Consider the following 24375-nt stretch of genomic DNA (forward strand, 5'->3'; position numbering starts at 1 on the left):
CGACATCCAGGTTGTTCAGGTGTCCAGGCTGCGGCGTGCCGCCGGGCGGTGCCAGCCCACCGCCGGAGGTACACCTGACAGGTGCAGGCTCGGCGACCGGGCATCGGCCAGACTGGGAGGCATGCGCGTACAGGGCGAACAGGTGGCGACCGGACGAGGGCCCGGCTGGGAGCTGGGCGAGTTCCTGAGGTCCAGGCGGGCGCGGCTGCGGCCCGAGGACGCCGGCCTGCCCGCGTACGGGGGCCGCCGCCGGGTGCCGGGCCTGCGCCGTGAGGAGCTGGCGCAGCTCGCGGGCGTCAGCGCCGGCTACTACACCCGGCTGGAGCAGGGCCAGAGCCCCGGTGCCTCGGACGCCGTGCTCGACGCGGTGGCCCGCGCGCTGCGGCTCGACGAGGCCGAGCGCGCCCACCTGTACTCCCTGGCCAGGCCCCGGCCCGCCGCCCGCCGCCGCCCGGCCAGGCCGGAGCGCGTGCGGCCCGGCGTCCGGGTCATGATCGAGTCGTTCGGCGACGTGCCGGCCCTGGTCATGGGCCGCTTCCTGGACGTCCTCGCCTGGAACCCCATGGCGCACGCCCTGCTGGCCGGGCACCTCGACTTCGGCGCGCCGGACCGGCCGGACGACCGGCCCAACATCGCCCGCATGATGTTCCTCGACCCGCACACGCGGGAGCTGTACGCGGACTGGCCGCGCAAGGCCCGCTCCACCGTCGCCGACCTGCGGCTGATCGCGGGCCGGTGGCCGGGCGACCCGGGACTCACCGGGCTGGTCGGCGAGCTGACCCTGCGCAGTCCCGAGTTCGCGCGGCTGTGGGCCGCCCACACCGTCGGCGACTGCGGCACCGCCGCCCGCGTGTACCGGCATCCGCTGGTCGGGACCATGGAGCTCGCGGCGGAGTTCATGGCCCTGACGGAGGACGAGGGGCAGCGGGTCGCGGTGTTCAACCCCGAGCCCGGCTCGCCGTCGGAGTCGGCGCTGCGGCTGCTCGCCGGTCTGACCGCCACGTCTCGGCCGCCAGCCACAGGCCGCCCGCCGCGATGAGCGCGCCGTGCGCGATCCGCAGCGGGTATGGGCCGAAGAACTGCGGGATGAACAGCGCGAACCCAAGTGCCAGCGGCGCGGCGCTCCACGCGGCCAGCTTTCCGGAGCGGCGCACCGCGACGGCCGCCATCACGGCCCCCACGCCGAGCAGCGCCAGCCCGGCGGCGAACATGGTGACCGCCACCGGGTGGAAGCGGAACTCGCCGGCGAGCTCCATGAGCGCGGGCGCGCCGTCGCGCAGGGACCTGCGGGCGATCACGTGCAGCCCGAAGTCCTCGGCGCCGTAGTAGGGGAGCGTCAGGCCCGCCCCCACCCAGGTCACCGCGGCGGCTCGTGACGCGAGCCGGCTGCCCAGCAGCTCGCGCAGCCCGAGCACGCCCAGCCCCAGCAGGATGAAGCCGATCATGGCGGCCAGGTGCCCGGTCACCCAGGCGGGGGCGGCCATGGCCGCCGCGTCGTCACCGGAGGGCCGCACGGCCGGGTAGACGAGGAACAGGACGCCGGCGGCCGCCAGGGCCGCCGAGGTGAGGCGAGGACTCATGACCACTCCCAGATGAAACCATTGCTCTTGAATGAGAGCAATGCTCTCTCAAGGGAGCGCCTTTCGTCAAGAGCAGTGCTCTCTTTACGGTTCCCTGGTCTCCAACCTGGGCGGTCTCGGATCGGCGCCCGGCGTGAACTCTTCGGCGGGGCAGCGGTGAGGACAGACGACTCTGCCCGCCCGCCCCGCCGGGCACCGCGTGAAGGAGTTGCCGAGTCCATGGCCGAACCGGCGACAGCCGAGGACGTGGTGCCGGGACGCTCCCGGCGCCGCGGGGCGTCAGATCCGGTGCGGCACCTCGTTGCCCGCGGCGCGGATGGCCTTGGGCAGGTTGACCAGGGCCAGCAGGACGAAGCCCACCACGAAGAAGATGATCATGGAGACGATCGCGATCCGGTAGCTGTTGGTGAGCTGGAGCGCGATCGTCACCGTCAGCGCGCCGATGAACGCCGAGCCCTTGTCGCTGATCTGCAGCAGGCTGAAGTACTCCGCCTCCCGCCCCCTGGGGATCACCTGGGAGAACAGCGATCGCGACAGCGCCTGGGTGCCGCCCAGCACGATCGCGATGGCCAGCGCCATGAGGTAGAACTGCAGCGCCTGGCCCTCCTGGACGTACATGGCGGCGACCACGATCACCGTCCAGATCACCAGACTGCCCAGCACGGTCCGCTTGGTGCCGAAGCGGCGCGCCAGCAGGCCCATGAGCAGCGCGCCGAAGAACGCCACGAACTGCACCATGAGGATGGCGCTGATCTGCACGGTCTTGTCCAGCTTCAGCGCCTCGGCGGCGAAGGCCGCGCTGTTGCCGATGACCGTCTGGATGCCGTCGTTGTAGACGAGGTAGGCCACCAGGAACAGCAGGGTCAGCGGGTAGCGGCGCAGCTCGGCCAGGGTGCGGCCGAGCTGGCGGAAGCTGCCCGCGACCGAGCGCAGCGCCGTGCCCTCGTGGACCGGGACCGGCCGGTTGCGCAGCCGCAGCAGCGGCACGACGGTGAACGTCGCCCACCACAGCCCGGCCGACATCATGCTGATCCGCACCGACATGCCCTCGCTGAGGCCCAGGCTCTCATGCTGAAGGTAGAGCACCAGGTTGAGGGCCAGCAGCAGGCCGCCGCCCAGGTAGCCGATGGCCCAGCCGCGCGAGGACACCCCGTCGCGCTCGTCCGGGGTCGAGATCTGCGGCAGGAACGAGTCGTACACGACGACGGAGGAGCCGTAGGCGAGGTTGGCGAGGACGAACAGCACGCCGCCGAGCAGGTAACGGTCACCCTCGACGAAGTACAGGCACATGGTGGCCAGCGCGCCGGCGTAGGCGAAGCCGCCGAGCAGCTCCCGCTTGCGGCCGGTGTGGTCGGCGAGCGCCCCCACGATCGGCAGGAACACGATCTGCAGGAACACCGCGACGGTCAGCGTCAGCCCGAAGAACGCCGCGGGCCGCACGTCGGCGCCGAGCACGTCCACGTACCCGAGCCCGGGGTGGGCGGCGGCGAGCCTGTCGAAGTCGCGCGCGCACGTCTCGGCCGCGACCGTGGGGAAGTCCTTGGCGCAGGCCGCGGTGCGGGCCACGGGGATCAGGTACGGGCCGAGGAACACCGAGATGATCGTGGTGTAGAAGGCGGAGTTGGCCCAGTCGTAGAAGTACCAGCCGCGCTGCTCGCGCCTGCGCGCGGCCGGGGAGTCGGCGGTGGGGTCGTCGGGAACCGCGGGGGGTGCGGGTACGGGCATGGTGTCGAGTCGCTCCTAGACCACGAGTCAGGCCGCCATGCGGCCGGGATGCCACTGGCCGCGGCGGTCCAGCACGTCGCGCAGGCCGGTGATGTTGTCGGTCATGATGCCGTCGACCCCGAGGTCGAGCAGGTGGTCCATGCGGGCGGTGTCGTTCACCGTCCACACGTGCACCTGCATGCCGATGGCGTGGGCGGTGCGGACCAGGCGGCCGGTGGTGACGCGCAGCCCGCGGAAGCCCACCGGCACCTGCGCGCACGGCACCCCCGCCCGCGACAGGCGGGCCAGCAGGCGGCCGTAGCCGGAGGTCGAGGCCGCGGCGCGCAGCGCGGCCACACCGCGCGGGCCGAGCGACGAGCAGACCTCCCGACCGATCGCGGCCCTGGCCATCAGCAGCCGCTCGTCGGAGAACGAGGTCAGGCAGACCCGGTCGTGGGCGGCGGTGCGCCTGAGCGCCTCGGCCAGCGGCGCGATGGCGCCGGCCTCCTTCACGTCGATGTTGAAGCGTGCCTCCGGCCAGCTGCCGAGCAGGTCCTCCAGCAGCGGGATCTCATGCTCGCCGTCGACGCGGGCCCGGCCGACCTCCCGGTACGGCAGCTCGGACAGCCGCCCGCGCCGGTCGGTGACCCGGTCGAGCGTGGGGTCGTGGAAGGCGAGCAGCACGCCGTCGGCCGTGGCCCGCGCGTCGGTCTCCAGGTAGGTGTAGCCGAGTCGTATCGCCCGCTCGAAGGCCGCGGCGGAGTTCTCCGCGCCCTCGGCGGCGCCCCCGCGGTGGGCGAAGGCGAGCGGGCCCGGATGGTCGAGAAAGGGGAAACGACGGCTGAGCACGTCCTGAAGTATGCCTTCCGGGAAAGGGATCTGGATGCGGACGACGGTTACGAATCAGCGATCGTCCCCCCAAATCAGGGTGATACCGGTGACTCCGCCAGATTCTGCCACTCCTGACGGCGGGACTCGGACAGCGCGATGGCGGCGGCCACCGCGACGTTGACCGACCCGACGCGGCCGACCTGCGGGATGTAGCAGGCGCCGTCCACGGCGTCCAGCAGGGCGGGCGAGCAGCCGTGGTCCTCGCTGCCGACCACCAGGCACACGTCGCGGGCCAGGTCGGCCTGGTGCAGCGGCACGGCCCCGGCGGTCAGCTCGATCGCGAGCACGGTGTAGCCGTCGTCGCGGGCGGCCTTGACGGCGTCGAGGGCGGGCATCGGCTCGTGCCAGGTGACCAGCCGCTCGGTGCCGAGCGCGGTCTTGCCGGCCTTGGGGTTGGTCGGCGGGGTCGCGTTGCCGGCCAGCCAGATCTGGTCGGCGCCGAACGCGGCGGCCGTCCGGAAGATCGACCCCACGTTGAACGGGCCGGTGACCGACTCGAGGATCAGGGAGAGCCGGTTGCCCGTCTGCCGCCGCCAGGCGCGGTTGAGCCGTTTGACGTCGGTGGGGCGGAGCTGCCTTCTCATGCTTCCACTTTCAGGATTCGGTAGGCGGCCCGGGAGGCCTCGCGGGAGGCCTGCCAGCCCTGCTCGCCGAGCCAGCGCTGCAGGGAGTCGGAGCCGAGGTGTTTCTGGACGACCAGGTAGGCGACGCCGCCCGGCGCGAGGCGCGACAGCCACCTGGTGAGCATCGCATGCAGGGCCGGCTTGCCGATGCGGATGGCCGGGTTGGACCAGATGGCCTGGAAGGTCACCTCGTCCGGCATCTCGTCGGCGTGCACGGATCTTACTGTGCCGAGGCCCGCGGCCCGGGCGTTGCGCTCCGTGAGCTCCACACTACGGCGGTTCACGTCGACGGCCCACACCGTCGCCTCCGGGGCGCGCGAGGCCATGGTCAGCGCGATCGGCCCGTACCCGCATCCCAGGTCGAGCAGGTCGCCCCGCGGAGGGGGCGCCGGGACGGTCTCCAGCAGGACGCGCGTGCCGAGGTCGACCCGCTCGGGCGAGAAGACGCCCCGGTCGGTCTCCAGCCGCAGATGCAGGTCGGGCAGCACCAGATCGACGGTGCCCGGCCTGCTGGCGGCTCCCGGCTGTTCGGAGAAGTAGTGGGCCACGTGCCTGAACGTTACGGGATCCGCGCTCCGAACAGCACGGCGGCGCCCGCCACCAGCACCCCGGCGAGGATCCCCGCCACGATGAACCACTGCGTGATCTCCTGGTTCACCAGCTTGAACCCGAGCGAGGTGCCGATCTGCTCGTAGACGTCGCGCAGCTCGCTGCCGGACTCGGCCGTGTAGGCCCGGCCGCTGGTGCCGTCGGACAGCGACTGCAGGGTCTGCTTGTTCACCGGCACGTTGACCGGCCTGCCGTCGATCGACACCGTGCCCTCCTGCGTGCCGTACGCGATCGTGGAGACCGGGACGCGGGCCTGCTTGGCGGCGTCGATGGCCTCGGTGACCGAGCGGCCGGAGGTGTTGTCGCCGTCGGACAGCAGCACGATCGCGGAGGGCGGCGGGTCGGTGACGGCGTCCTGGTCGAACGACTTGACCGAGTCCAGCGCGTTGAAGACCGCCTCCCCGATGGCCGTGCCCGGCCTGGTGGACAGGTTGCCGATGGCGGTGACCACGGCCTGGTGGTCGGTGGTGGGGGAGATGACGACGTTCGCCGAGCGGGCGAACGACACGACGCCCACGTTGAACCGGTCGGGCAGCTCCCTGACGAACGCCTGCGCCGCGGTCTTGGCCGCGCTGATCCGGTTGGGCTGGACGTCGCCGGCGTCCATCGACAGCGACACGTCCAGGGCGATCATGATGGTGGCGCGGTCGCGCGGCACGCGCACCTGGTCGGCCGGCTTGGCCGCGCCGATCACCAGCAGCCCCATCATCAGCAGGAACAGCAGCGGCGCGACGTGCCGCCGCCAGCCGGGCCCGGCCGGGGCGACGAGGTCGAGCAGCGCCAGGTTCGTGAAGCGCACGGTGTAGCGCCGGCGGGCGAACTGCGCGGCGACGTAGCCGCCGGCGAGCAGCACGAGCAGCGCGAACAGCCACAGCCACGCGGGGGAGAGGAAGGTCATGAGGTTCTCCGGTGCGCGAGGTGGCTCATGCGGCGCTGCCGCAGCACGAACTGCGCCACGTCGAACACCCAGTCGCGGTCGGTGCGCAGCACGAGGTGGGCGACGCCGGCGCGGCGCAGCGCCGCCCGGGTGCCCTCGCGTTGCGCGGCCGCCGCCTCGGCGTACGCATGCCGGACTTTGGGTGAAAGGTGCACTTCGCGTACGTTCCCGGTCTCGGGGTCGGCGAACGCCACCCGGCCCACGTCGGGCAGCTCCAGCTCGCGGGGGTCGATCACCTCGACCGCGAGCACCTGGTGCCGGGCCGCCAGCCGGCGGATCGGCCGCTCCCAGGGCCGCTCGGCGGCCGGGTCCAGCTCGGGACGCGCGTCGAGGAAGTCGGACACCACCACGCGCATGCCGCGCCGCCTGCGGGTGGCCGCCAGCACGTCGATGCTCTCCGCCAGGTCCGGCGCGTCGGGCACGGGCCGGCCGCGCGGGGCGTCCATCAACGAGTGCAGCAGCCCGTACAGAGCGGGGCGGCCGGTGCGGGCGGGCATCCGATGAATGTACTCGTCGTGCAGCACGAGCGCGCCGAACCGGTCACCCATGCGGCTGGACAGGAAGCCGATCGCGCCGATCGCCGCCACCACCAGGTCGCGCTTGTCGGTGTCGGCCGTGCCGAAGTCCATGCTCGGCGACAGGTCGGCCAGCGCCCACGTCTCCAGCTCACGGTCGGCGATCAGGTCGCGCACGTGCGGCACGGTCGTGCGCGCCGTCACGGCCCAGTCCATGCGCCGCACGTCGTCCTCGCCGGGCACGTAGACCCGGCTGTCGCCGGCCTCGCTGCCCGTGCCGGGCAGCAGCCCCAGGTGAGCGCCGTGCAACAGGCCGTCGAGCCGGCGGGTCACCACCAGCTCCAGCCGCCGCAGCGCCTGCTCCGCGGTGTTCACCGGTCGCTCACCGGTTCTGGTTCCAGACGACGAGGGGCGGGGGTACGGCGTGCAGGATCTGCCTGACCACCTGCTCCGGGTCGACGCCGTCGGCCAGCGCGTCGAACGTCAGCATCAGCCGGTGCGCCATCACGTCCACCGCCACGTCGCGCACGTCGTCGGGCAGCAGGTAGTCGCGGCCCCGCAGCAGGGCCAGGGCCCGACCGGCGGCCACCAGGCCCAGGGTGGCGCGCGGGCTGACCCCGATCTCGATGGTGTCGGTCAGGTCGGCCAGGCCGTACTCGGCGGGCGAGCGGGTGGCCATGACCAGCCGCACCACGTAGTCGGCGACGAGCTGGTGGACCGAGACCGACTCGGCGGTGGCCTGCAGCGCCAGCAGCCGGTCGGGTTCGAGCACCCGAGACGGCGTCGGCGGGGTGACGCTCATGCGGTGCAGGATCTCCAGCTCCTCGTGGGCGCTGGGATGCGGCACCCGCACCCGGAACAGGAACCGGTCGCGCTGCACCTCCGGCAACGGGTAGACGCCCTCGGACTCGATCGGGTTCTGGGTGGCCAGCACGATGAACGGCCGGGGCAGCGGATGCGTGACGCCGGCCAGCGTGACCTGCCGCTCGGCCATGACCTCCAGCAGCGCCGACTGCACCTTGGCCGGGGCCCGGTTGATCTCGTCGGCCAGCAGGAAGTTCACGAACACCGGGCCGAGCTCGACGTCGAACTTCTCGTTGGACGGATGGAACACCCGGGTGCCGACGATGTCGCTCGGCACCAGGTCGGGGGTGAACTGGATGCGGGCGAACGTGCCGCCCACCACGGTGGCCAGGGTGGACGCGGCCAGGGTCTTGGCGACGCCGGGGACCCCTTCCAGCAGGCAGTGCCCCCGCGCGAGCAGGGCCACGACCAGCCGCTCGACCATGTGCTCCTGCCCGACGATGACCCGCCGGACCTCGTCGAGGGCCTGACGCAGCACAGCCGCATCGGTTCCGCCTGGCAACTCTTCGGCGACGCTCATGACGCCCATTCCACCAAAGGTCCCGCGAACGTGCATCACGCCACGTCTGTGCTTTCATGGCAAACGTGGCAAGTCCGCTGCAGTATGGCGATCCTCCGCGGCTCGGGCCGTTCGTGGTTCAGGCGCGCCTGAACCAGGCACCGGCCGGGTTCGTGTACCTCGGGCAGGGCGCCGACGGGCGCGCCGTGTCGCTGGCCGTGCTGACCCGGGGCGCCGCCTTCGACGCGGCGGCGCGGGAGCGGTTCGTCACGGCGATGCGCGAGGCGTCGGCGCGCGGCGGCGTACGCGGCTGGCTCGGCCGGGCCGCCCGGTCGCGGGCCGCCGTGCTGGAGGGCACGCCCGAGGTGCTGGCCATGGAGACCGGCAAGGCGCCATGGGTGGCCGTGCCGTATGTGCCGGGCCGGCCGGGAGCCGAGTGGTTCCTCGGGCCGGTGATGGTCGGGGGCACCTTCATCGGGCCCGCGCACGGCCCCGACTTCGTGCCGTACTGGCTGACCGACCGCGCGCCCGCGCTGCCCGGCCCGCCGCCCCGGCCCGCGCCCCTCACCGAGACGCGCAAGCGGGTGCTGCTGGCGGCGCTGGCCCTGGCCGTGCTGGTGCTGCTGCTCACGGTGATCGCGATGCTGCTGCTGTTCGGCCGGTCGGAGAGTGAGCCGATGCCCAGGCCGCTGCCGCCCACCAACTTCCAGCCGACGCCGCCGCCCACCCCCGCCACGCCCGAGCCGCAGCAGCCCACGCCCTCCCCGTCGCCGTCGCCGAGCCAGAGCGGCCGGGGCACGCCGGACCACTCGCCCGGCGACGACCAGGGCCAGGACCAGCAGCTCTGAGCCGCCCACTCGCCCGGTCGCCGTGGAAGCCGGGCCGCCGTGGAGGCCGGGCCGCCGTGGAACAGGTTGAGCCTCCTGTCGCGGGAGGCTTTAGCGTCCCGCGGCATGGAGTTCATCGTTCACGACACCCTCGCCGCCATGGCGGACCTGCTGGAGCAGCCGCTGGAGCGCCGTCCCGACCGCCTGCGCGAGCTGATGGCCCCCGTGCGGTCCGCCGTCCCGATGCCCGGCGACATCGTCGACATCCACCACCGGGGCTCCGGCTTCCGCGTCGACGCCGACGACCCGCGCTACCTGCCGGCCCTGCGCCGGATGATCGACGCCGACGTGCTCGGCCACGTCGAGCGGGAGCTGCGCCGCGCCTCCGAACGGCTCAAGGACGCCCCGCAGCCCGACTCGCTGCAGGTCATGTTCATCCTCGGCAACCCCGACGACGACTACCTCATGAGCGACACCGGCGGCTACTACGGCATCGCCGGCGCGCCCGGCTGGCTGTACCTGCTCGCCTGGCCCACCGACGAGAACATCGGGCGCATCGCGCACTGCGCGGTCCACGAGTTCCACCACAGCGTCCGCTACACCACCGTGGAGTGGAACCCGGCCACCGTGACCGTCGGCGAGCACATCGTGGCCGAGGGGCTGGCCGAGGCGTTCGTGCGGGAGCTGTCGGGGCCGGAGGCCATGGGGCCGTGGTCGTCGAGGGTGACGGGGGCCCCGCTGGAGTCGGCGTACGAGCGGATCATGGCGGACATCGACCTGGAGGGGATGGCGAACACGCCCGCGTACGTGCTGGGCGACACCGCGGCGCGCCGCTTCGGCTCGGAGCCGCGCGGCATCCCCGACATGGCGGGGTACGCGGTGGGGCTGCGGCTGGTGGACGCGCACCTGGAGGCGACCGGCATGACGGCGGCGGAGAGCAGCCTGCTGCCCCCCTCCCGCATCCTGGAGAGCTCCCGCGCCTGACGACCCTCCGGACCGGCGCGCGTCAGGGGGGGATCTCAGCCGGGGTCGGCGGGGGACACGAAGCCGGACTCGTACGCGGCGATGACGGCCTGGGTGCGGTCGCGGGCGCCGAGCTTGGCCAGCACGTTGCCGACGTGGGTCTTGACCGTCTCCTGGCCGACGACCAGCTCGGCCGCGATCTCGCCGTTGGACAGCCCCCGGGCCATCAGCCGCAGCACGTCGCCCTCGCGGCCGGTCAGCCGGTCGACGCCCGGCACGGCCGTCACGGGCCGGCGGCCGGCCAGCGCCCGGATCGCCGCCGGGAACAGCAGCGAGTCCCCGGCGGCGACGAGCTTGACCGCCCGCACCAGCTCGTCGGGCCGGGTGCGCTTCAGCAGGAACCCGTCGGCCCCGGCGCGCAGCGCGTCGTAGATGTAGTCGTCGTTCTCGAACGTCGTGACGACGATCACTTTCGGCGGGGCGTCCAGCGACACCAGCCGGCGGGTGGCCTGGATGCCGTCGACGGCCGGCATCCGCACGTCCATGAGCACCACGTCGGGGCGCTCGCGGCGCACCACGGGCAGGACCTCGGCGCCGTCGGCGGCCTCGCCGACCACCTCCAGTCCCGGCTCGGAGCCGAGGATGATCCGCAGGCCCGCGCGCACCAGGTCCTCGTCGTCGGCGATCACGACTCTCACCGTCATGGAGCAGACCGTAGCGGCAGCCGCGCGGTCACCCGCCACCAGCCCTCCGGGGCGCCGTCGCAGGCGTCGGCCGGGCCCGCCTCCAGCTCGCCGCTCAGGAGCCGTACGCGCTCGCGCATGCCCGCCAGCCCCCGCCCCCCGCCCACCGCGGCTCCGGTCCCCCCGGACGACGCGGCGGTCCGGTTGGCCACCTCCAGGCGCAGGTCGCCGTCGCGTACGGCCACCGCCAGCCGTACCGTGCCGTGTCCGTGCCTGATGGCGTTGGTCAGGGCCTCCTGCACGATCCGGTACGCCTCCCTGGAGATCGGCGCGGGGACCGCGGACACGTCGCCCACCTCGCGCTCCACGGACGCTCCCGAGGCGGCGACGAGCGCGTCCAGGTCCTTCAGCGTCGCCCACTCCTCCCTGATGCGGGGGGCGGGCGCGCGGGCGGGGCGCGGCGGGTCGCCCGCGCGCAGGACGCCGAGCGCGTGGTCCAGGTCCTCCAGCGCGGCGCGCGCCGACCGCTCGATGGCCTCCAGCGCCGTGCGCGCCGTCCCCGGGTCGCGGTCGAGCACCCGTCCCGCGGCGGCGGCCTGCAGGGTGACCACGCTCAGGGCGTGGCCCACCGAGTCGTGCAGCTCGCGGGCCAGCCGGTTGCGCTCGGCCAGCACGCGGGCCCGCTCCTCGGCCGCCGCCAGCCGCTCGCCGGGGGTGGGGCCGAGCAGCACGGGCGCCAGCCGGGCCAGCAGCCCGCCCGCCCCCGCCGCCATCAGCACCAGCGCCACGAGCGCCACGACCCCGGCGAGCGTCCACGCGAGCACCTGCCAGCCGGGCCGTACCTCCTGGCCCAGGATCTCGACGGCCACCCCCCGCGACGGCGCGCCGACGACCGGCAGCGCGAGCGTGTACACCGTGAACGGCACGACCGCCAGCGTGAAGCCGCTGACGACGCCCCCGACGGCCAGGTGCAGCGTGAACCACGAGGCGGTGCGGCGGCGCTCCTGCCACGACCGGCGGGCCTCGCGCGGCGGCGTCTCCACCCGCGCGCCGAGCAGCCCCTGCGCGGCGCTCACCTCCAGCCCCCGCACCGGCAGGAACAGCCCGGTGACCGCGACCACCGGCAGCACCGCGACGAACACGCCCACCTGCACCGGCATCAGCAGGCCGGCGCCCTCGCCGCGCACCAGCCCGGCCACGAGGGCCCCGGCCATCATGTACGGCATCAGCAGCGCCCCGCCGAGGATCAGGCAGGCCCAGCGCCGGGGGAGGTTCTTTCTCACATCCGCGAGTATATGTCGACGATTATTCGCTGACGGAGTAATGCGCCCTGAGAGAAATGCGCCCCCAGCGAAAAGAGCGATGAATGGCGCGGGGCCGGGTCTAGCGTTTGGGCAATAGTCCGAGAGAAAGGCGACCCATGACGGAGACCCCGCGCGCGCAATGGCCTGACCAGCTCAGCCAGCGCCTGCTGAAGGAACGCATCCTGGTTCTCGGCCAGGAGGTCGACGACGACATTTGCAATCGGCTGTGCGGCGAGATGCTTTTGCTGGCGGCCGAGGATCCGAAGCGCGACATAACTCTTTACATCAATTCGCCGGGCGGCTCCGTGCACGCCGGGATGGCCTTGTACGACATGATGCAGTTCGTGCCGTGCGACGTGGCGACGGTGGCGATGGGCTTCGCCGCCTCCATGGGGCAGTTCCTGCTGTGCGCCGGCACCAAGGGCAAGCGCTACGCCCTGCCCAACGCCCGCGTCGTCATGCACCAGCCGCTCGGCGGCATCGGCGGCTCGGCGAGCGACATCCAGATCCAGGCCGAGAACCTCCTCTACACCAAGCGCCGCATGGCCGAGCTGATCGCCCACCACACCGGCCAGCCGCTGGAGCGCATCCAGGCCGATTCCGACCGCGACCGCTGGTTCACCGCCAAGGAGGCTCTGGAGTACGGGTTCGTCGACCACATCGCCGAAGGGATGAACTGACATGAGCGGACGCTACGTGCTGCCCTCCTTCACCGAGCGCACCTCCTACGGCGTGCAGGAGACCAACCCGTACGCCAAGCTGTTCGAGGACCGGATCATCTTCCTCGGCACCCCGATCGACGACACCTCCGCCAACGACGTCATGGCGCAGCTGCTGACGCTGGAGTCGCTCGACCCCGACCGCGACATCAACCTCTACATCAACTCGCCGGGCGGGTCGTTCACCTCGATGGCGGCCATCTACGACACCATGCAGTTCGTCCGGCCGGAGATCCAGACGGTGTGCATCGGCGAGGCCGCCTCGGCGGCGGCGGTGCTGCTGGCGGCGGGCACGCCCGGCAAGCGGGCGGCGCTGCCGCACGCCCGGGTGCTGCTCCACCAGCCGTCCGCCGAGGGCGGGCGCGGGCAGGCGAGCGATCTGGAGATCCACGCGCGCGAGCTGCTGCGCATGCGCGACCAGCAGGAGGAGATCCTCGCCCGGCACACCGGCCGCCCGGTGCTGGACATCCGGCGTGACCTGGAGCGCGACCGCATCTTCACGGCCGAGCAGGCACGCACGTACGGGCTGGTGGACGACGTCTTCGCCTCCCGCAAACGCAACCTCGCCCCCGCCCGCTGACCCGCGTTCCCGGACGGGCACGGCCCGGGTGGAGAGCAGGGGGGCACTCTCCACCCGGGTCCGGGCTGGGCTGGGCCGGGCTGGGCTGGGGCGGGCTGGGGCGGGCTGGGCTGGGGCGGGCTGGGCGGGTTACGGCAGGGCGGTGCGGGGGAAGGCGAAGACGGCCCGGCCGCAGCGCTGCGGGGTGGCCGTCTCGGTGGCGCACTGGTTCCTGGTCCACTCCGTGAGCGACCAGACCATGCCGGTGGCGTAGTTGTACGACAGCGACTCGGGATGCAGGGACCAGCACGCGCGTGGCGAGCTGTACGGGTTGGAGCAGGTGTGGGACCTGCCGGTGGAGGTGCTCAGGGCCCACAGCTGGCCCCGCTCGTCCCGCCGGCTGTGCGAGACGTACCAGGTGCCGTTCCAGGACAGGACGCCCTGCATGTTGCCCACCTGGGCGCGGTACGCCTGGGCGGCCGGGGTGTAGCCGCGGGAGTCGCCGCTGAGCAGGAAGTTCGCGCCACCCAGGTGGTAGCGGTAGAGGCGGCCGTGCAGGGCCGGGTCGCTGAAGTACTCCACGGCGGTCAGGCTGTCCGGGGTGGTGCCGCGGTCCAGCGAGATCGACGCGAAGCAGGGCACGCCCGAGTCGGTGCTCATCGAGCAGGTGCCGCTGGCGTAGCTGTAGAAGCCGATCTCCGGCAGCACGTACTGGTAGCCGTAGGCCGCGTAACCCGAGCCGGTCCTGCCGATGGCCGAGCTCCCGTCGTTGACCTGGAGGATCTCGTTCATGCTGAAGACCCGGATGCCCGTCGAGTTGGCGCCCGTGGCGCTGACGTAGAGCTTGTCGCCGTACCACGCCATGCCGCCGATGTGCGCCTTGGCGGGGCCGAAGGTGTTGTTGGCGTAGCTGGTGGCGTTCGCGTTGGCGGTGCCGTCCGTGGGGGCGACCAGGTAGACCCAGCGGTACTTCGGCGCGGACGGGTTCGTGTAGTCGATGAACGCGACCCTGGCGTCGTTGTTGCGGGGGTTGCTGCCGCATTCGGCGGAGTTGCAGTGGTTCCAGCCGCCGAGGATGACCTGGTACGGCCCCCAGGCGCCGTCGTCGTCGGCGTCGCCGGAGGTGGTCACGCTCTGCGGGATCCAGGTCTCGGTGTCGGCGTCACCGGTGTCCCAGCACCAGCTCACCGTGGCGGCGGGCAGGATCGGCAGGCCCGCCGCCTCGGTGCTGTCACAGGCGCGCATGGGGTGGTTGACGCTGCCCATGACGTCGCCGAACCCCACCGGCGTCAGGCCGGCCTGCGCCTTGAGCGTGGCGAGGCCGGTCGTGGGGTGCCAGACGAGGCCGGCCCCGGGGACGGCGACGAGCGGGGTTCCGTATGTCGAGTCGTCCACCGGGCCGGCGTGCGCGGCGGTGGCCGCGGCGAGCGGAGTGATCAGGAGCAGGAGGAGGGCGGCGAGTCTCGCGATCGACGTGGACAAGGGGGTGTCCTCTCCGTGGGGGGTGGGTGGAGCGGGAGCGGCGCGGGTCACCTCCTCGAACGTCGCGGGGACCGGGGGCTCAGAGGGGGGCTGTGAAGGCGTAGTCGCCGGAGGCCAGCTCGACGGCCAGCACGCCGCGCCACTCGCCGGCCACCCGCACGCCCTCGGCCGCCTCGACCGGCAGGCCGCCCTCGCGCACGGCCGCGGCGTCGGAGGTGGGGACGTGCAGGACGGCCGTCGCGCCCGGCGGCACCGACGCCTCGACGCGGACGCCACCGTCCTCCCGGTGCCAGCCGCAGGCCACGCGGCCGTACGGGGTCTCCTGGTGGGCCCGGGCCCAGCTCAGCCGCCCGCCGACGGTGGGGCGCAGCAGCAGCCGCCGGTAGGCGACCGAGCCGGAGTCCTGGTCGATGCCGGCGACCCGCCCGTACAGCCAGTCGCCCACGGAGCCGAGCGCGTAGTGGTTGAAGGAGTTCATGTTCGCCGACTGGAAGCCGCCCTCCTCGGTCCAGCCGTCCCAGCGCTCCCAGATGGTGGTGGCGCCGTGCCGGATCGAGTAGCACCAGGACGGGAACTCGTCCTGGTGCAGCAGCGCGTACGCCAGGTCGGCGTGGCCGTGCTCGGTCAGCACCGGGCACAGCAGCGACACCCCGAGGAAGCCGGTCGTCAGATGCCGGCCGCGGGCCTCCACGTCGGCGGCCAGGTGATCGGCCGCGGCCGGCACGAGGTGGCCGGGCAGCAGGTCGAAGGCCAGCGCCAGCAGGTAGGCGGTCTGCGTGCCGCCGGCCACGCGCCCGTCCGGCTCGACGAACGCCTCGGCGAACGCCTCTCGGATCGAGCGGTGCAGCTCGCCGTACGCGGCGGCGTCGTCCTTGCGGCCGAGGACGGCGGCGGCCTGCGCGGTGAGCTGGGCGGAGCGGGCGAAGTAGGCGGTGGCCAGCACCTCCCTGGGCGTCTCCACGCCGATCTGCAGCCAGTCGCCGTAGTGCTGGCCCACGCGGGAGCGCCAGATCAGGTCGGGGTTGTGCCGCCGGACGTGCTCCACCCAGGCCGTCATCGCGGGGTACGAGCGTTCGAGCACCCGTACGTCCCCGTACGCCTTGTACAGGTGCCACGGGATGATGACGCCCGCGTCGCCCCAGGCGGGGGCGCCCTCCTGGGTGACGCACACCTTCGGGGCCACGTTCGGGAACGCGCCGTCGGCGTCCTGCCCGCTGACCACGTCCCGCATCCAGCGGGCGAAGAACGCGGCCACGTCGGCGTTGCGGGCGGCCGTCGGCAGGAACACCTGGGCGTCGGCCAGCCAGCCGAGCCGCTCGTCGCGCTGCGGGCAGTCGGTCGGCACCGAGACGAAGTTGCCCCGCTGCCCCCACACGATGTTCGCCTGGAGCTGCGTCACCACCGGGTCCGAGCAGTGGAACTCGCCCGCCGCGGGCGTGTCGCTCATCAGCACCACGCCGGTCACGTCCCCGGCGCGCAGCGGGCCGGGCAGGCCGCTGACCTCCACGTACCGGAACCCGTGGAAGGTGAAGCGCGGCTCGAACACCTCGACGGGCTCCCCGGCCGCCACGTAGTGGTCGGTGGCCTCCGCGGTGCGCAGATTGTCCAGGTACAGCTCGCCGTCGTCGAGCATCTCGGCGTGCCGCAGCCTGATCGCGGTGCCGCGGGGCAGGCCGCGCAGGGTCAGGCGGACCCGGCCCACCATGTTCTGGCCGAGGTCGGCGATGTGGCGGCCGTCGCCGCGCGGCGTGACCGACACGGCGGGCAGCTCCGCCACCGCGCGCACCGGCCGGTCGGTCGTGGCGGTCAGCGCCGACAGGTCGCGGTCGAGGACGACGGCGGGCGTCCAGCCCTGGTCGTCGTAGCGGGGCGCGTCCCAGCCGGTCAGCGCCAGGCGCGCGTCGAACCGCTCGCCCATGAGCAGGTCGCCGTACACGATCGGCCCCCGCCGGGTCCGCCAGGTGCCGTCGGTGGCGACGACGCGGCGCGAGCCGTCGGCGAAGTCCACGACGAGCTGGGCGAGCAGCTGCGGCGCCGTGCCGTAGTGCAGCGCCTGGTGGCGGGCGTCGAAGCCGACGTAGCCGCTCCACCAGCCGTCCGCCAGGATCGCGCCGAGGACGTTCTCGCCCTCGCGCAGCAGGTCCGTCACGTCGTGCACCTGGTACGGGACGCGCTCGCGGTAGTCGGTCCAGCCGGGGGCGAGCTCGTGGTCGCCGACCCGGCGGCCGTTCAGCGACAGCTCGTACAGGCCGCGGGCGCTCACGTACACCCGGGCCCGCACGGCGGCCGCGTCGAGCCGGAACGCGCGGCGCAGGTGCGGGGAGGGGTTCAGCGGCCGGGTCCGCTCCGTGCGGTCGTCGTCGGCCGGCGGGTCGACGATCGGGATGAGGGCGGGGTCCTCGCCGATCCAGGCGGCTGTCCAGTCGCCGGCGTGCAGCAGGCCCGTCTCGAACCAGGACGTCGCCTCGCCCGCCGGCGCGCCGGCCGCGTCCCACAGCGAGACCCGCCAGTGGTAGCGGGTGCCGGACTGCAGCGGCGGCCCGTCGTAGCGGACGTACGGGGTCTCGGGCGGCTCGGCCAGGTCGGTGTCCCACAGCAGCCTGCCGGGCTCGTCGAGGTCCTCGGGCCGCGCGGCCACCCTCAGCCGGTAGGCCGCCGGGGTGTCGCCCCGCCGGTCCGAGGCGAGCCTCCACGACAGGCGGGGACGGGGCTCGTCCAGCCCGAGGGGTTCCTCCAGGAGTTCGCAGGTCAGGCCGTATGGGGTCAGGCTGGGCACGATCGTCCTTCCTCTGCCTGTTCGGGGAGTTCTTCGTTGGGTGTCGTACGGCCTGGGTGTCAGGCCTTCCCTCGGACCGGCGCGCCGGGTGACGGGCCGGCCGACCGGGCCGCGGGCGCGGCCCGGCCGGACGCGTGGCCGGGACGAGGAGGCTGCGGAAGGAAGTCCGTCGCACCGAGGCCGCGGGTATGACCGGCTCGTGTCCGGGCTGTTAAGGAGCGGACACGAAGCATCATCCGAGGCGGTGCGGTCCCGCAGATAGCACTAAAGACATCAGACTTGGACAAAATTGACCTGATCTGTACGGCTAGGGTGGCTGCGTGACGGGATCGCCGCTCAAGATGTCCCGCGGGTTGCTCTACTTCGACGACGGCTCGCCCGCCTACGCGAGCCGCTTCACGCACGAGGGCGAGGAGCCGGTCCACACGCACAGCTTCGTCGAGATCGCCGTCGTGGTCGCCGGAACCGCCGTCCACCACTCCCTGTCCGGACGCCAGGAGTTGCGGGCCGGCGACGTCGTGCTGCTGCGGCCCGGGGTGTGGCACGGCTACGAGCGGTGCGCCGGACTCGATCTGTACAACTGCTGCGTCGGCACCGACCTGCTCCGCGGCGAGCTGGCCTGGACCCGCGAGGACGCCCGGCTCGGCTACCTGCTCTGGACCGGCCCGCACTCCCTCCAGCGCCGCGGCCTCCTGACGGCCCATCTGCGCGATCCTGAGCTGAGCGCCGGCGTCGGCTACCTGGAGCAGCTCGACCGGCTCCGCGAGCGGCGCATCCAGGACCACCGGGCCGACGTGATCGGCTGGCTGTCCCTCTTCCTCGGCCTGCTGTCCCGCACGGTCAGCGCCGGCCAGGACGAGGTCGCCCCCGGCACGGCGCTGACCCATCCGACCGTCATGCGGGTGGTGCGGATGGTGGAGGCCGAGCTGGCCAGGGAGTGGACGCTGGGCGAGCTGGCCGGAAGCGTCGGACTCAGCCCGGCGTACCTGGTGCGCCTGTTCAGGACGGCCACGGGGCTGCCGCCGATGGCGTACCTGGGGCGGCTCCGGGTGGAGACGGCGGCCGACCTGCTGCTGCGCACGGACGAGCCGGTCACCTCGATCGCCCAGGCGGTGGGGTGGCCGGACCAGAGCTACTTCGCGCGGCGCTTCAAGGGCTACTACGGTCTGAGCGCCACCACCTACCGCACCCGCTTCCGCACCCACCTCGCCTGACCGCGACGACCACGAAGCGTGTCATCGGCGCTGCTCCTGCGGTTCGCCGGTGATCCAGTTCCAGTCGGCGATCGTGGCGCGCATCAGGCGGGCGGCGGTGGACAGGTGGCTGCCGGCGCCCCAGTACAGGGTGACCGCGCGCCGGCAGTCCGGGCTGTCGACGGGGACCCAGACGGCATGGACGCGCGTGGAACTGCTCAGGGCGAAGGCGGGGACGAGACCGACGCCCAGCCCCGCGCTGATCAGGGCCGCGATGGCGCTGGGCTCGTCGACCTCGCAGACGATCTTCGGGGTCAGGTCTCGTGCGGCGAAGAGCCGGTCCAGGAGCCGCCGCTGCCAGTGCCCTCTGCCGGCGCTGACGAAGGCCTGGCCGGCGAGCTCCTCGACGCTCACGGAGGCGCGGCCCGCCAGTGGATGGTCGAGCGGCATGGCCAGCCCCACCGCCTCGTCGAGCAGCTCCACCGACTCCAGGCCCTCCGCGGGGATCGGCTGCGAGGCGACACACAGATCGACGTCCTGGGAGCGCAGTCGGCGGGCCATGTCCTCGGCCGGCGCCCAGCGGAGCTCGACCTCGACGTCGGGGTGGGCGCGCTTGTAGGCCGCCAACGGCCCGGTGAGCGTGAGGAAGGTCTCCGAGGCCAGCCGCACGCTGCCCACCCCCTCGCTGGTGGCCTCGGCGACGGCTCGCCGCCCCGCGTCGAGCTCGCCCAGCGCGCGCTCGACGTGATCGCGGAAGAGCCGCCCCGTGTCGTTCAGCCGCAGCCGGCCGCTCCGGTCGAACAGCGGCGCGCCCAGCTCGCTCTCCAGACGGGCGATGGTACGGCTCAGCGAGGGCTGGGCGACGCGCAACTCCTCGGCCGCGCCGCTGAGGTGTTCCAGCCGCGCCACCACCAGGAACTGCCTGAGCGAGTTGAACTCCATCACGCCTCCAGATGTATAACGCCGCAGCGATATCAACCTCAGAGAAGATAACTCGCGCCCCATGGCGTCTGGGTCTGTGCGCGGCGCGCCCGGGGCGGCCCGCCACGACGGTCAGGATGACCTGGGGCGCGGAGCCAGTGCCGCCTCTATACGGTCATGGATCCCGGCCGCCTCCAAAAGATCACCTGGCGTCTTCATCGGAGGGATTCTCCAGCTTCCATAGCTGACTGACCATTTCGGTGATGGCGGCGCGGCGGCACCTTCTGCAGCGCCGTCCACGGTCATCCTGCTCGGCCTCCACCTGTTGACTAAAGCGGACCGGAGTCCGTATCGTGGCGCTCATCGAGATAAGCGGACCGCAGTCCGCTAGATTTGAGGAGGTCGATCACGATGGGCAAGCTGCTGCACATCTCCGCCTCGCCACGCGGCGAGGCGTCGGAGTCGTTGCGGATCGCGCGGGTGTTCACGGAGACGTACCAGGAGGCCCACCCCGGTGACGAGGTCGAGCACTGGGACCTCTGGGACGGATCGCTGCCCGGCTTCGCCGTAGGGGCCAGGGCCAAGATGACGGTGTTCGCCGGCGACGAGCCGCGGGGAGCCGAGGCCGAGGCGTGGGCCGCCGCGCGTGCGACGTTCGAGCGGTTCGACTCCGCGGACCGGCTGCTCTTCAGCGTGCCGATGTGGAACGCGTCGGTGCCGTACGTGCTCAAGCAGTTCATCGACGTCGTCAGCCAGCCCGGCTGGATCTTCACCGTCGACCCCGTGACCGGGTACGGCCACCAGCTGGCGGGGCGCGGCAAGCGGGTGGCCGTCATCTACACCAGCGCGGTATGGGGGCCGCCCCTCGGTCCGGAGTTCGGCAGCGACTTCCAGTCGACGTTCTTCGAGGACTGGCTGCGCTGGACCGGCCTGACCGACCTCCAGCAGATCCGATTCCACCCCACCCTCACCGGCGACTGGGACGATGCGCGGCGGGCGGCCGACGCGCGCGCCCGGGACATCGCGAAAGTCTTCTGATGGCTGTTTCCGAGCAGGAGGGGCTGCGGCTCGTCCGGGAGTACGGCGAGACGGAGCGGTGGCTCGCGGTGCTCGTGACACTGCGGCCGGACGGGCAGCCGTCGGTCAGCGTCGTCAACGCCGGGATCCTGCCGCATCCGGTCACCGGGGCCTCCACGCTCGCTTTCGTCGCCCGTGGCGGCACCGCGAAGCTGGCGAATCTGCGCCGGAACCCGCACGCCACGCTCGTCTTCCGGTCCGGATGGGAGTGGGTCGCCGCCCACGGGTCCGCCCAGCTCGCCGGCCCTGACGATCCGCTGCCGGGAGCCGGCCCCGGCGGGCTGCCGGGGCTGCTGCGCGACATCTACCACGCCGCCGGCGGGAACCATTCTGATCTGGCCGAGTACGACCGCGTGATGGCCGCGGAGCGCCGTGCCGCCGTACTGCTGCGGCCGGCCCGATTCACCACCAATCCCGCCGGAACCGAGCATCAGGAGCACGGATGACAACAGACCCTTCCGCGCCGCCGCCGGTCGCGGCGGGCACCGTCCAGGTCTGGTCGGACCTGCTGTGCCCGTTCGCCTACGTCGGTCTGCTGCGGCTGCGCCGGGCACGTACGCGGCTCGGTCTGGATGGAATCGTCCGGCTTGAGCACCGGACGTTTCCCTTGGAGCTGTTCAACGGCCCGCATCCCCGCCGCGGCACCGACACCGAGGCCGTCGGGCTGGGGCAGATCGAGCCTGACGCGGAGTTCCGGGTCTGGACCGCCGCCGACGACCTCTACCCCCACACCGTGCTGCTCGCCGCCGAAGCCGTGCACGCCGCGAACGCGCAGAGCCTGGCGGCCGGGGAGGAGCTCGACCTCGCGTTGCGACGGGCGTTCTGGACTCAGTCCCGGTCGATCAGCCACCGGCAGGTCATCCTGCAGGTCGCGGGGGAGCTGCCGGCCGGCGTCGTCGACGTGACCGAGCTGGCCGCCGCGCTGGACGACGGCCGGCACCGGGCCGACGTCATGCGCGACTTCGCCATCTCCCGGACCGACACCGTTCCCGGCAGCCCGACGTTCCGCTTCGCGGACGGGACCGCCGTCAACAATCCCGGGGTCCGGGTGCACTGGGAGGGTCCGTGGGCGGCCGGCTTCCCCGTCGTCGACTCCCATGACCCCGGCGTGTACGACGACCTGCTCGAACGGGTCGTACAGGTGTGACCGCCAGGGCCGTGCTGCGGCGGGTCGTCGTCGGCGTGCTCGGGACCAACTGCTGGATCCTGCACGCCCACGGCGACCGCCGCGCGCTGATCGTGGATCCCGGGGACGAGCCAGGTTCCGTCCTGGACGCCGTCGCCGGCCTGGACGTGGTCGCCGTGCTCCTCACCCACGCGCACTTCGATCACGTTCTGGCCGTGCCCGAGGTCGTGGAGGAGCTGGGCGTCCCGGTTCTCGCGCACCCCGCCGACCAGCCCGTATGGCCGCACGAGATCGCGACCGCCCGCCGCGCCGGCCACTGGGACGCGGGCACCGCGACGGCCGATCTCCTGGCGCGCGACCCCGCGCGGTTGGCCTTCTCCGCTGATGTCCGGCTGTGGGATGGCGTGTCCGTGCCGATCCTGGACGGCCAGATCCTGCACGTCGGTCCGCTGGCGGTCCGTGCCCTGCACACCCCTGGGCACACGCCGGGCGGGCTGACGGTGGCAGTGGACGGGCACCTGCTGACCGGGGACACCCTGTTCCCCGGCGGGCCCGGACTCACCGGGCCTCCGCTGTCGGACTTTCCGGTCATCATCCGGTCCGTACGCAGGCTCCTGGCGTATCCGGGCGCGACCGGCATCCATCCCGGACACGGCCGCAGCACCACCGTGGCCGCCGAGCTCCCGCACCTCGACGAATGGATCGCACGCGGCTGGTGAGCGACCGGCCGTCCGGCACGGGTCGCCGGCGTGCACCCGCACGAAACTGCGCCGGCGGAGCTACGCTGCTGTGCCGTGCAGGAGACGCGCCTCGACACCGCCCGGATCCGGGCGGCCCGCCGGGTGATCGACCCGGTCTTCCTCGACACTCCGCTGTACCGCTGCGAGGCGCTGGAGCCCGCCCTCGGATGCGCGGTGAGCGTCAAGCTCGAAACGGCGAACCCGGTGCGCAGCTTCAAGGCCCGCGGCACCGAGGTGGTCGCGAGCCTGCTCGCCGAGCATGGCCCGCGGGCCGTGGTGTGCGCCAGCGCGGGCAACCTCGGTCAAGCTCTCGCCTGGTCCGGTCGCGGCCGGGGGCTCGACGTCACCGTCGTGGCCTCCCGGTTCGCGCCCGCGGCCAAGCTCGACCGCATCCGCGCCTTGGGCGCCAGGCTGGAGCTGGTGGACGGCGACTTCGACACGGCCCGCGAGCGGGCGGCGGACATCGCGCGGTACGACGGCATCCGGCTGGTCGAGGACAGCCTGGACATCGAGACCTGCGAGGGCGCGGCGACCATCGGCCTGGAACTGGTGGACGCCGCGCCGTCGTTCGACGCCGTCCTGATCGCTCTCGGCGGCGGGGCGCTGGCCACCGGTGTGGGTCACGTGGTGAAGGCTTACGCGCCCGAAGCCGAGGTGATCTGCGTCCAGCCGCTGGGCGCACCGGCGATGACACACTCGTGGCGCCGACGGCGCGTCGTCACCACCGACTCGACCGACACCATCGCTGACGGCGTCGCCGGCCGGCGTCCCATCCCAGCCGTCCTGGACGACCTCCTCCTGGTCGCTGACGACGCCGTCCTGGTCCGGGAGACGTCGATCATCGCCGGTATGCGGATGCTCCTCGACCATGCCGGCCTCGTCGTCGAGCCGTCGGCCGCGCTCGGCATCGCGGCGATCCTCGAAGACCGTGACCGCTTCGCCGGCCGGCACGTGGTCACCATCGTGTGCGGCGGCAACGTCGACGTGGACGCCTACCACCGCTGGGTCGGCGCGGCTCCCCTCCACGGGTCGTGACGATCGCTCCTCGCCCCCATGTCTCGGCGCTCCTCGTCACCCGGAGAGCCGTCAGGGGGAGGCGGGCCGGATGCCGACGAGCTTGGCGAGGAACCGGTCCACCTGGTCCTCCAGCGGCGGCCACGGCATGTCGGGCTGGTTGACGCGCATCGACACCGCGCCGTGGACGGCCGCCCGGAGGTCCAGCGAGACGAGCGCGGGATCGTCCGGCGGGGCCAGCCCGGCGTCCATGCAGCTCCGCACCACGGCGGTGGTGCGCTCGGTCAGCTCCTGCTTGAACGTCATCGACGCGCGCTGGTTGAGGGTGCTCTCGTGCAGCACCTTGTACAGGCCCGGGTGACGCCGTACCCACTCGCCCAGCGTCAGGACCCGGGCGCGCAGCCGGCCGGCGGGGTCCGGGGCGGCGGCCTCCGCCTCGTCCACGGCGCGTACGAGATCGCCGTGGAAGCGCTCCAGCGCGGCGAGCACGAGGGCGTCGCGGTCGGCGAAGTGGATGTAGACCGAGGTCGTCGCGATGCCGACCTCGCGCGCGACCGCGCGCAGGGACAGGGCCTGGTCGTCGCCCAGCTCGTCCAGCAGCCGGACGGTGACGGTGACGATCTCGTCGCGCAGCCGGTCGCCCTGGCCGCGCGGGTTGCGCCGCCGCCCGCCGCCCCGCCGATCGCCCCGGTGATCGCCCCGCCCACCGCTCTGCTCGCCGGGCTGCTCGTCGATCGTGTCCATGACGACCCATTGTAGGGGGACAGGT

General features: G+C 73.0%; 25 protein-coding genes. 11 read left to right on the forward strand and 14 right to left on the reverse strand.

Features of this window, described 5'->3' with window-relative positions; all coding sequences use genetic code 11:
- Nucleotides 1-121: 121 nt before the first annotated feature.
- Nucleotides 122-1039, forward strand: a complete 918-nt coding sequence (locus MTP10_RS11695) for a helix-turn-helix transcriptional regulator (RefSeq protein ID WP_310709106.1) — start codon at nucleotides 122-124, stop codon at nucleotides 1037-1039.
- On the opposite strand, the gene MTP10_RS11700 is transcribed toward MTP10_RS11695, so the two are convergent.
- The 8 genes from MTP10_RS11700 to MTP10_RS11735 all read right to left on the reverse strand — a co-directional run bounded on the left by MTP10_RS11700 (nucleotide 939) and on the right by MTP10_RS11735 (nucleotide 8243).
- Nucleotides 939-1580, reverse strand: a complete 642-nt coding sequence (locus MTP10_RS11700; RefSeq protein WP_310709107.1) for a hypothetical protein — start codon at nucleotides 1578-1580, stop codon at nucleotides 939-941. The genes MTP10_RS11695 and MTP10_RS11700 overlap by 101 nt on opposite strands.
- A 279-nt stretch (nucleotides 1581-1859) precedes the next feature.
- Nucleotides 1860-3305, reverse strand: a complete 1446-nt coding sequence (locus MTP10_RS11705; RefSeq protein ID WP_310709108.1) for an MFS transporter — start codon at nucleotides 3303-3305, stop codon at nucleotides 1860-1862.
- Nucleotides 3306-3332: 27 nt separating this feature from the next.
- Nucleotides 3333-4133, reverse strand: coding sequence for a glycerophosphodiester phosphodiesterase family protein (locus MTP10_RS11710; RefSeq protein WP_310709109.1), 801 nt, complete (start codon nucleotides 4131-4133; stop codon nucleotides 3333-3335).
- Nucleotides 4134-4207: 74 nt separating this feature from the next.
- Nucleotides 4208-4759: a TrmH family RNA methyltransferase gene (locus tag MTP10_RS11715; RefSeq protein ID WP_310709110.1), complete on the reverse strand. Its 552-nt coding sequence runs from the start codon at nucleotides 4757-4759 to the stop codon at nucleotides 4208-4210.
- Nucleotides 4756-5346 carry a methyltransferase gene (locus tag MTP10_RS11720; RefSeq protein WP_310709111.1) on the reverse strand — a complete coding sequence of 197 codons (591 nt, stop codon included), beginning with the start codon at nucleotides 5344-5346 and terminating at the stop codon, nucleotides 4756-4758. Before MTP10_RS11720 ends, MTP10_RS11715 begins: the two co-directional genes overlap by 4 nt.
- Before the next feature lie 11 nt (nucleotides 5347-5357).
- A complete protein-coding gene (locus MTP10_RS11725) occupies nucleotides 5358-6305 on the reverse strand; it encodes a VWA domain-containing protein (protein ID WP_310709112.1) in 948 nt (315 codons plus the stop codon).
- Nucleotides 6302-7234 (reverse strand): DUF58 domain-containing protein, encoded by a 933-nt coding sequence (locus tag MTP10_RS11730; protein ID WP_310709113.1) that lies wholly within the window; start codon nucleotides 7232-7234, stop codon nucleotides 6302-6304. The genes MTP10_RS11725 and MTP10_RS11730 overlap by 4 nt, the downstream gene beginning before the upstream one ends.
- A 7-nt stretch (nucleotides 7235-7241) precedes the next feature.
- The gene (locus MTP10_RS11735; RefSeq protein ID WP_310709114.1) at nucleotides 7242-8243 is read right to left on the reverse strand and encodes an AAA family ATPase; all 1002 of its coding nucleotides are present in this window, start codon (nucleotides 8241-8243) and stop codon (nucleotides 7242-7244) included.
- Nucleotides 8244-8299: 56 nt separating this feature from the next.
- On the opposite strand from MTP10_RS11735, the gene MTP10_RS11740 reads away from it, so the two are divergent.
- The gene (locus MTP10_RS11740) at nucleotides 8300-9070 is read left to right on the forward strand and encodes a hypothetical protein (RefSeq protein WP_310709115.1); all 771 of its coding nucleotides are present in this window, start codon (nucleotides 8300-8302) and stop codon (nucleotides 9068-9070) included.
- Between the two features lie 105 nt (nucleotides 9071-9175).
- Complete coding sequence (locus tag MTP10_RS11745) at nucleotides 9176-10033, forward strand: DUF2268 domain-containing putative Zn-dependent protease (RefSeq protein ID WP_310709116.1); 858 nt, start codon at nucleotides 9176-9178, stop codon at nucleotides 10031-10033.
- A 35-nt stretch (nucleotides 10034-10068) separates the two neighbouring features.
- Here the strand turns inward: MTP10_RS11745 and MTP10_RS11750 are convergent, their stop codons facing one another.
- Both MTP10_RS11750 and MTP10_RS11755 read right to left on the reverse strand, forming a co-directional pair.
- On the reverse strand, nucleotides 10069-10716 hold the full coding sequence (locus MTP10_RS11750; protein WP_310709117.1) for a response regulator transcription factor: 648 nt from the start codon (nucleotides 10714-10716) through the stop codon (nucleotides 10069-10071).
- Nucleotides 10713-11978: a histidine kinase gene (locus MTP10_RS11755; protein WP_310709118.1), complete on the reverse strand. Its 1266-nt coding sequence runs from the start codon at nucleotides 11976-11978 to the stop codon at nucleotides 10713-10715. Before MTP10_RS11755 ends, MTP10_RS11750 begins: the two co-directional genes overlap by 4 nt.
- Nucleotides 11979-12115: 137 nt before the next feature.
- On the opposite strand from MTP10_RS11755, the gene MTP10_RS11760 reads away from it, so the two are divergent.
- Both MTP10_RS11760 and MTP10_RS11765 read left to right on the forward strand, forming a co-directional pair.
- On the forward strand, nucleotides 12116-12679 hold the full coding sequence (locus tag MTP10_RS11760; protein WP_310709119.1) for an ATP-dependent Clp protease proteolytic subunit: 564 nt from the start codon (nucleotides 12116-12118) through the stop codon (nucleotides 12677-12679).
- A 1-nt stretch (nucleotide 12680) separates the two neighbouring features.
- Nucleotides 12681-13298 carry an ATP-dependent Clp protease proteolytic subunit gene (locus MTP10_RS11765; RefSeq protein WP_310709120.1) on the forward strand — a complete coding sequence of 206 codons (618 nt, stop codon included), beginning with the start codon at nucleotides 12681-12683 and terminating at the stop codon, nucleotides 13296-13298.
- A gap of 129 nt (nucleotides 13299-13427) precedes the next feature.
- Here MTP10_RS11765 and MTP10_RS11770 read toward each other — a convergent pair whose 3' ends face one another.
- Nucleotides 13428-14759, reverse strand: a complete 1332-nt coding sequence (locus MTP10_RS11770; RefSeq protein ID WP_310709121.1) for a hypothetical protein — start codon at nucleotides 14757-14759, stop codon at nucleotides 13428-13430.
- Nucleotides 14760-14838: 79 nt separating this feature from the next.
- On the reverse strand, nucleotides 14839-17535 hold the full coding sequence (locus MTP10_RS11775; protein WP_310709122.1) for a family 78 glycoside hydrolase catalytic domain: 2697 nt from the start codon (nucleotides 17533-17535) through the stop codon (nucleotides 14839-14841).
- Between the two features lie 320 nt (nucleotides 17536-17855).
- Here MTP10_RS11775 and MTP10_RS11780 point away from each other — a divergent pair, with 320 nt between their 5' ends.
- Nucleotides 17856-18749 carry an AraC family transcriptional regulator gene (locus MTP10_RS11780; RefSeq protein WP_310709123.1) on the forward strand — a complete coding sequence of 298 codons (894 nt, stop codon included), beginning with the start codon at nucleotides 17856-17858 and terminating at the stop codon, nucleotides 18747-18749.
- 21 nt (nucleotides 18750-18770) lie between these two features.
- On the opposite strand, the gene MTP10_RS11785 is transcribed toward MTP10_RS11780, so the two are convergent.
- Nucleotides 18771-19670, reverse strand: a complete 900-nt coding sequence (locus MTP10_RS11785) for a LysR substrate-binding domain-containing protein (RefSeq protein WP_310709124.1) — start codon at nucleotides 19668-19670, stop codon at nucleotides 18771-18773.
- 390 nt (nucleotides 19671-20060) lie between these two features.
- Between MTP10_RS11785 and MTP10_RS11790 the strand changes: the two genes are divergently transcribed.
- From MTP10_RS11790 to MTP10_RS11810, 5 genes are all read left to right on the forward strand, one after another.
- Nucleotides 20061-20687, forward strand: a complete 627-nt coding sequence (locus MTP10_RS11790) for an NAD(P)H-dependent oxidoreductase (RefSeq protein WP_310709125.1) — start codon at nucleotides 20061-20063, stop codon at nucleotides 20685-20687.
- Nucleotides 20687-21172 carry a pyridoxamine 5'-phosphate oxidase family protein gene (locus MTP10_RS11795; protein WP_310709126.1) on the forward strand — a complete coding sequence of 162 codons (486 nt, stop codon included), beginning with the start codon at nucleotides 20687-20689 and terminating at the stop codon, nucleotides 21170-21172. The genes MTP10_RS11790 and MTP10_RS11795 overlap by 1 nt, the downstream gene beginning before the upstream one ends.
- Nucleotides 21169-21873, forward strand: a complete 705-nt coding sequence (locus tag MTP10_RS11800) for a DsbA family protein (RefSeq protein WP_310709127.1) — start codon at nucleotides 21169-21171, stop codon at nucleotides 21871-21873. The genes MTP10_RS11795 and MTP10_RS11800 overlap by 4 nt, the downstream gene beginning before the upstream one ends.
- Nucleotides 21870-22571 (forward strand): MBL fold metallo-hydrolase, encoded by a 702-nt coding sequence (locus MTP10_RS11805; protein ID WP_310709128.1) that lies wholly within the window; start codon nucleotides 21870-21872, stop codon nucleotides 22569-22571. Before MTP10_RS11800 ends, MTP10_RS11805 begins: the two co-directional genes overlap by 4 nt.
- A 75-nt stretch (nucleotides 22572-22646) precedes the next feature.
- A complete protein-coding gene (locus MTP10_RS11810; protein WP_310709129.1) occupies nucleotides 22647-23627 on the forward strand; it encodes a pyridoxal-phosphate dependent enzyme in 981 nt (326 codons plus the stop codon).
- 51 nt (nucleotides 23628-23678) lie between these two features.
- Here MTP10_RS11810 and MTP10_RS11815 read toward each other — a convergent pair whose 3' ends face one another.
- The gene (locus MTP10_RS11815; protein ID WP_310709130.1) at nucleotides 23679-24350 is read right to left on the reverse strand and encodes a TetR/AcrR family transcriptional regulator; all 672 of its coding nucleotides are present in this window, start codon (nucleotides 24348-24350) and stop codon (nucleotides 23679-23681) included.
- Between the last annotated feature and the right edge of the window lie 25 nt (nucleotides 24351-24375).

The sequence above is a fragment of the Nonomuraea sp. 3-1Str genome (assembly GCF_031570565.1).
Taxonomy (GTDB): domain Bacteria; phylum Actinomycetota; class Actinomycetes; order Streptosporangiales; family Streptosporangiaceae; genus Nonomuraea.

Excerpts from the sequence above, each read along its gene's own strand:
- MTP10_RS11695 (WP_310709106.1), top strand. The coding sequence starts at position 122 with ATGCGCGTACAGGGCGAACAGGTGGCGACCGGACGAGGGCCCGGCTGG.
- MTP10_RS11700 (WP_310709107.1), bottom strand. The coding sequence starts at position 1,580 with ATGAGTCCTCGCCTCACCTCGGCGGCCCTGGCGGCCGCCGGCGTCCTG.
- MTP10_RS11705 (WP_310709108.1), bottom strand. The coding sequence starts at position 3,305 with ATGCCCGTACCCGCACCCCCCGCGGTTCCCGACGACCCCACCGCCGAC.
- MTP10_RS11715 (WP_310709110.1), bottom strand. The coding sequence starts at position 4,759 with ATGAGAAGGCAGCTCCGCCCCACCGACGTCAAACGGCTCAACCGCGCC.
- MTP10_RS11725 (WP_310709112.1), bottom strand. The coding sequence starts at position 6,305 with ATGACCTTCCTCTCCCCCGCGTGGCTGTGGCTGTTCGCGCTGCTCGTG.
- MTP10_RS11735 (WP_310709114.1), bottom strand. The coding sequence starts at position 8,243 with ATGAGCGTCGCCGAAGAGTTGCCAGGCGGAACCGATGCGGCTGTGCTG.
- MTP10_RS11740 (WP_310709115.1), top strand. The coding sequence starts at position 8,300 with ATGGCAAACGTGGCAAGTCCGCTGCAGTATGGCGATCCTCCGCGGCTC.
- MTP10_RS11745 (WP_310709116.1), top strand. The coding sequence starts at position 9,176 with ATGGAGTTCATCGTTCACGACACCCTCGCCGCCATGGCGGACCTGCTG.
- MTP10_RS11750 (WP_310709117.1), bottom strand. The coding sequence starts at position 10,716 with ATGACGGTGAGAGTCGTGATCGCCGACGACGAGGACCTGGTGCGCGCG.
- MTP10_RS11760 (WP_310709119.1), top strand. The coding sequence starts at position 12,116 with ATGACGGAGACCCCGCGCGCGCAATGGCCTGACCAGCTCAGCCAGCGC.
- MTP10_RS11765 (WP_310709120.1), top strand. The coding sequence starts at position 12,681 with ATGAGCGGACGCTACGTGCTGCCCTCCTTCACCGAGCGCACCTCCTAC.
- MTP10_RS11785 (WP_310709124.1), bottom strand. The coding sequence starts at position 19,670 with ATGGAGTTCAACTCGCTCAGGCAGTTCCTGGTGGTGGCGCGGCTGGAA.
- MTP10_RS11790 (WP_310709125.1), top strand. The coding sequence starts at position 20,061 with ATGGGCAAGCTGCTGCACATCTCCGCCTCGCCACGCGGCGAGGCGTCG.
- MTP10_RS11795 (WP_310709126.1), top strand. The coding sequence starts at position 20,687 with ATGGCTGTTTCCGAGCAGGAGGGGCTGCGGCTCGTCCGGGAGTACGGC.
- MTP10_RS11800 (WP_310709127.1), top strand. The coding sequence starts at position 21,169 with ATGACAACAGACCCTTCCGCGCCGCCGCCGGTCGCGGCGGGCACCGTC.
- MTP10_RS11815 (WP_310709130.1), bottom strand. The coding sequence starts at position 24,350 with ATGGACACGATCGACGAGCAGCCCGGCGAGCAGAGCGGTGGGCGGGGC.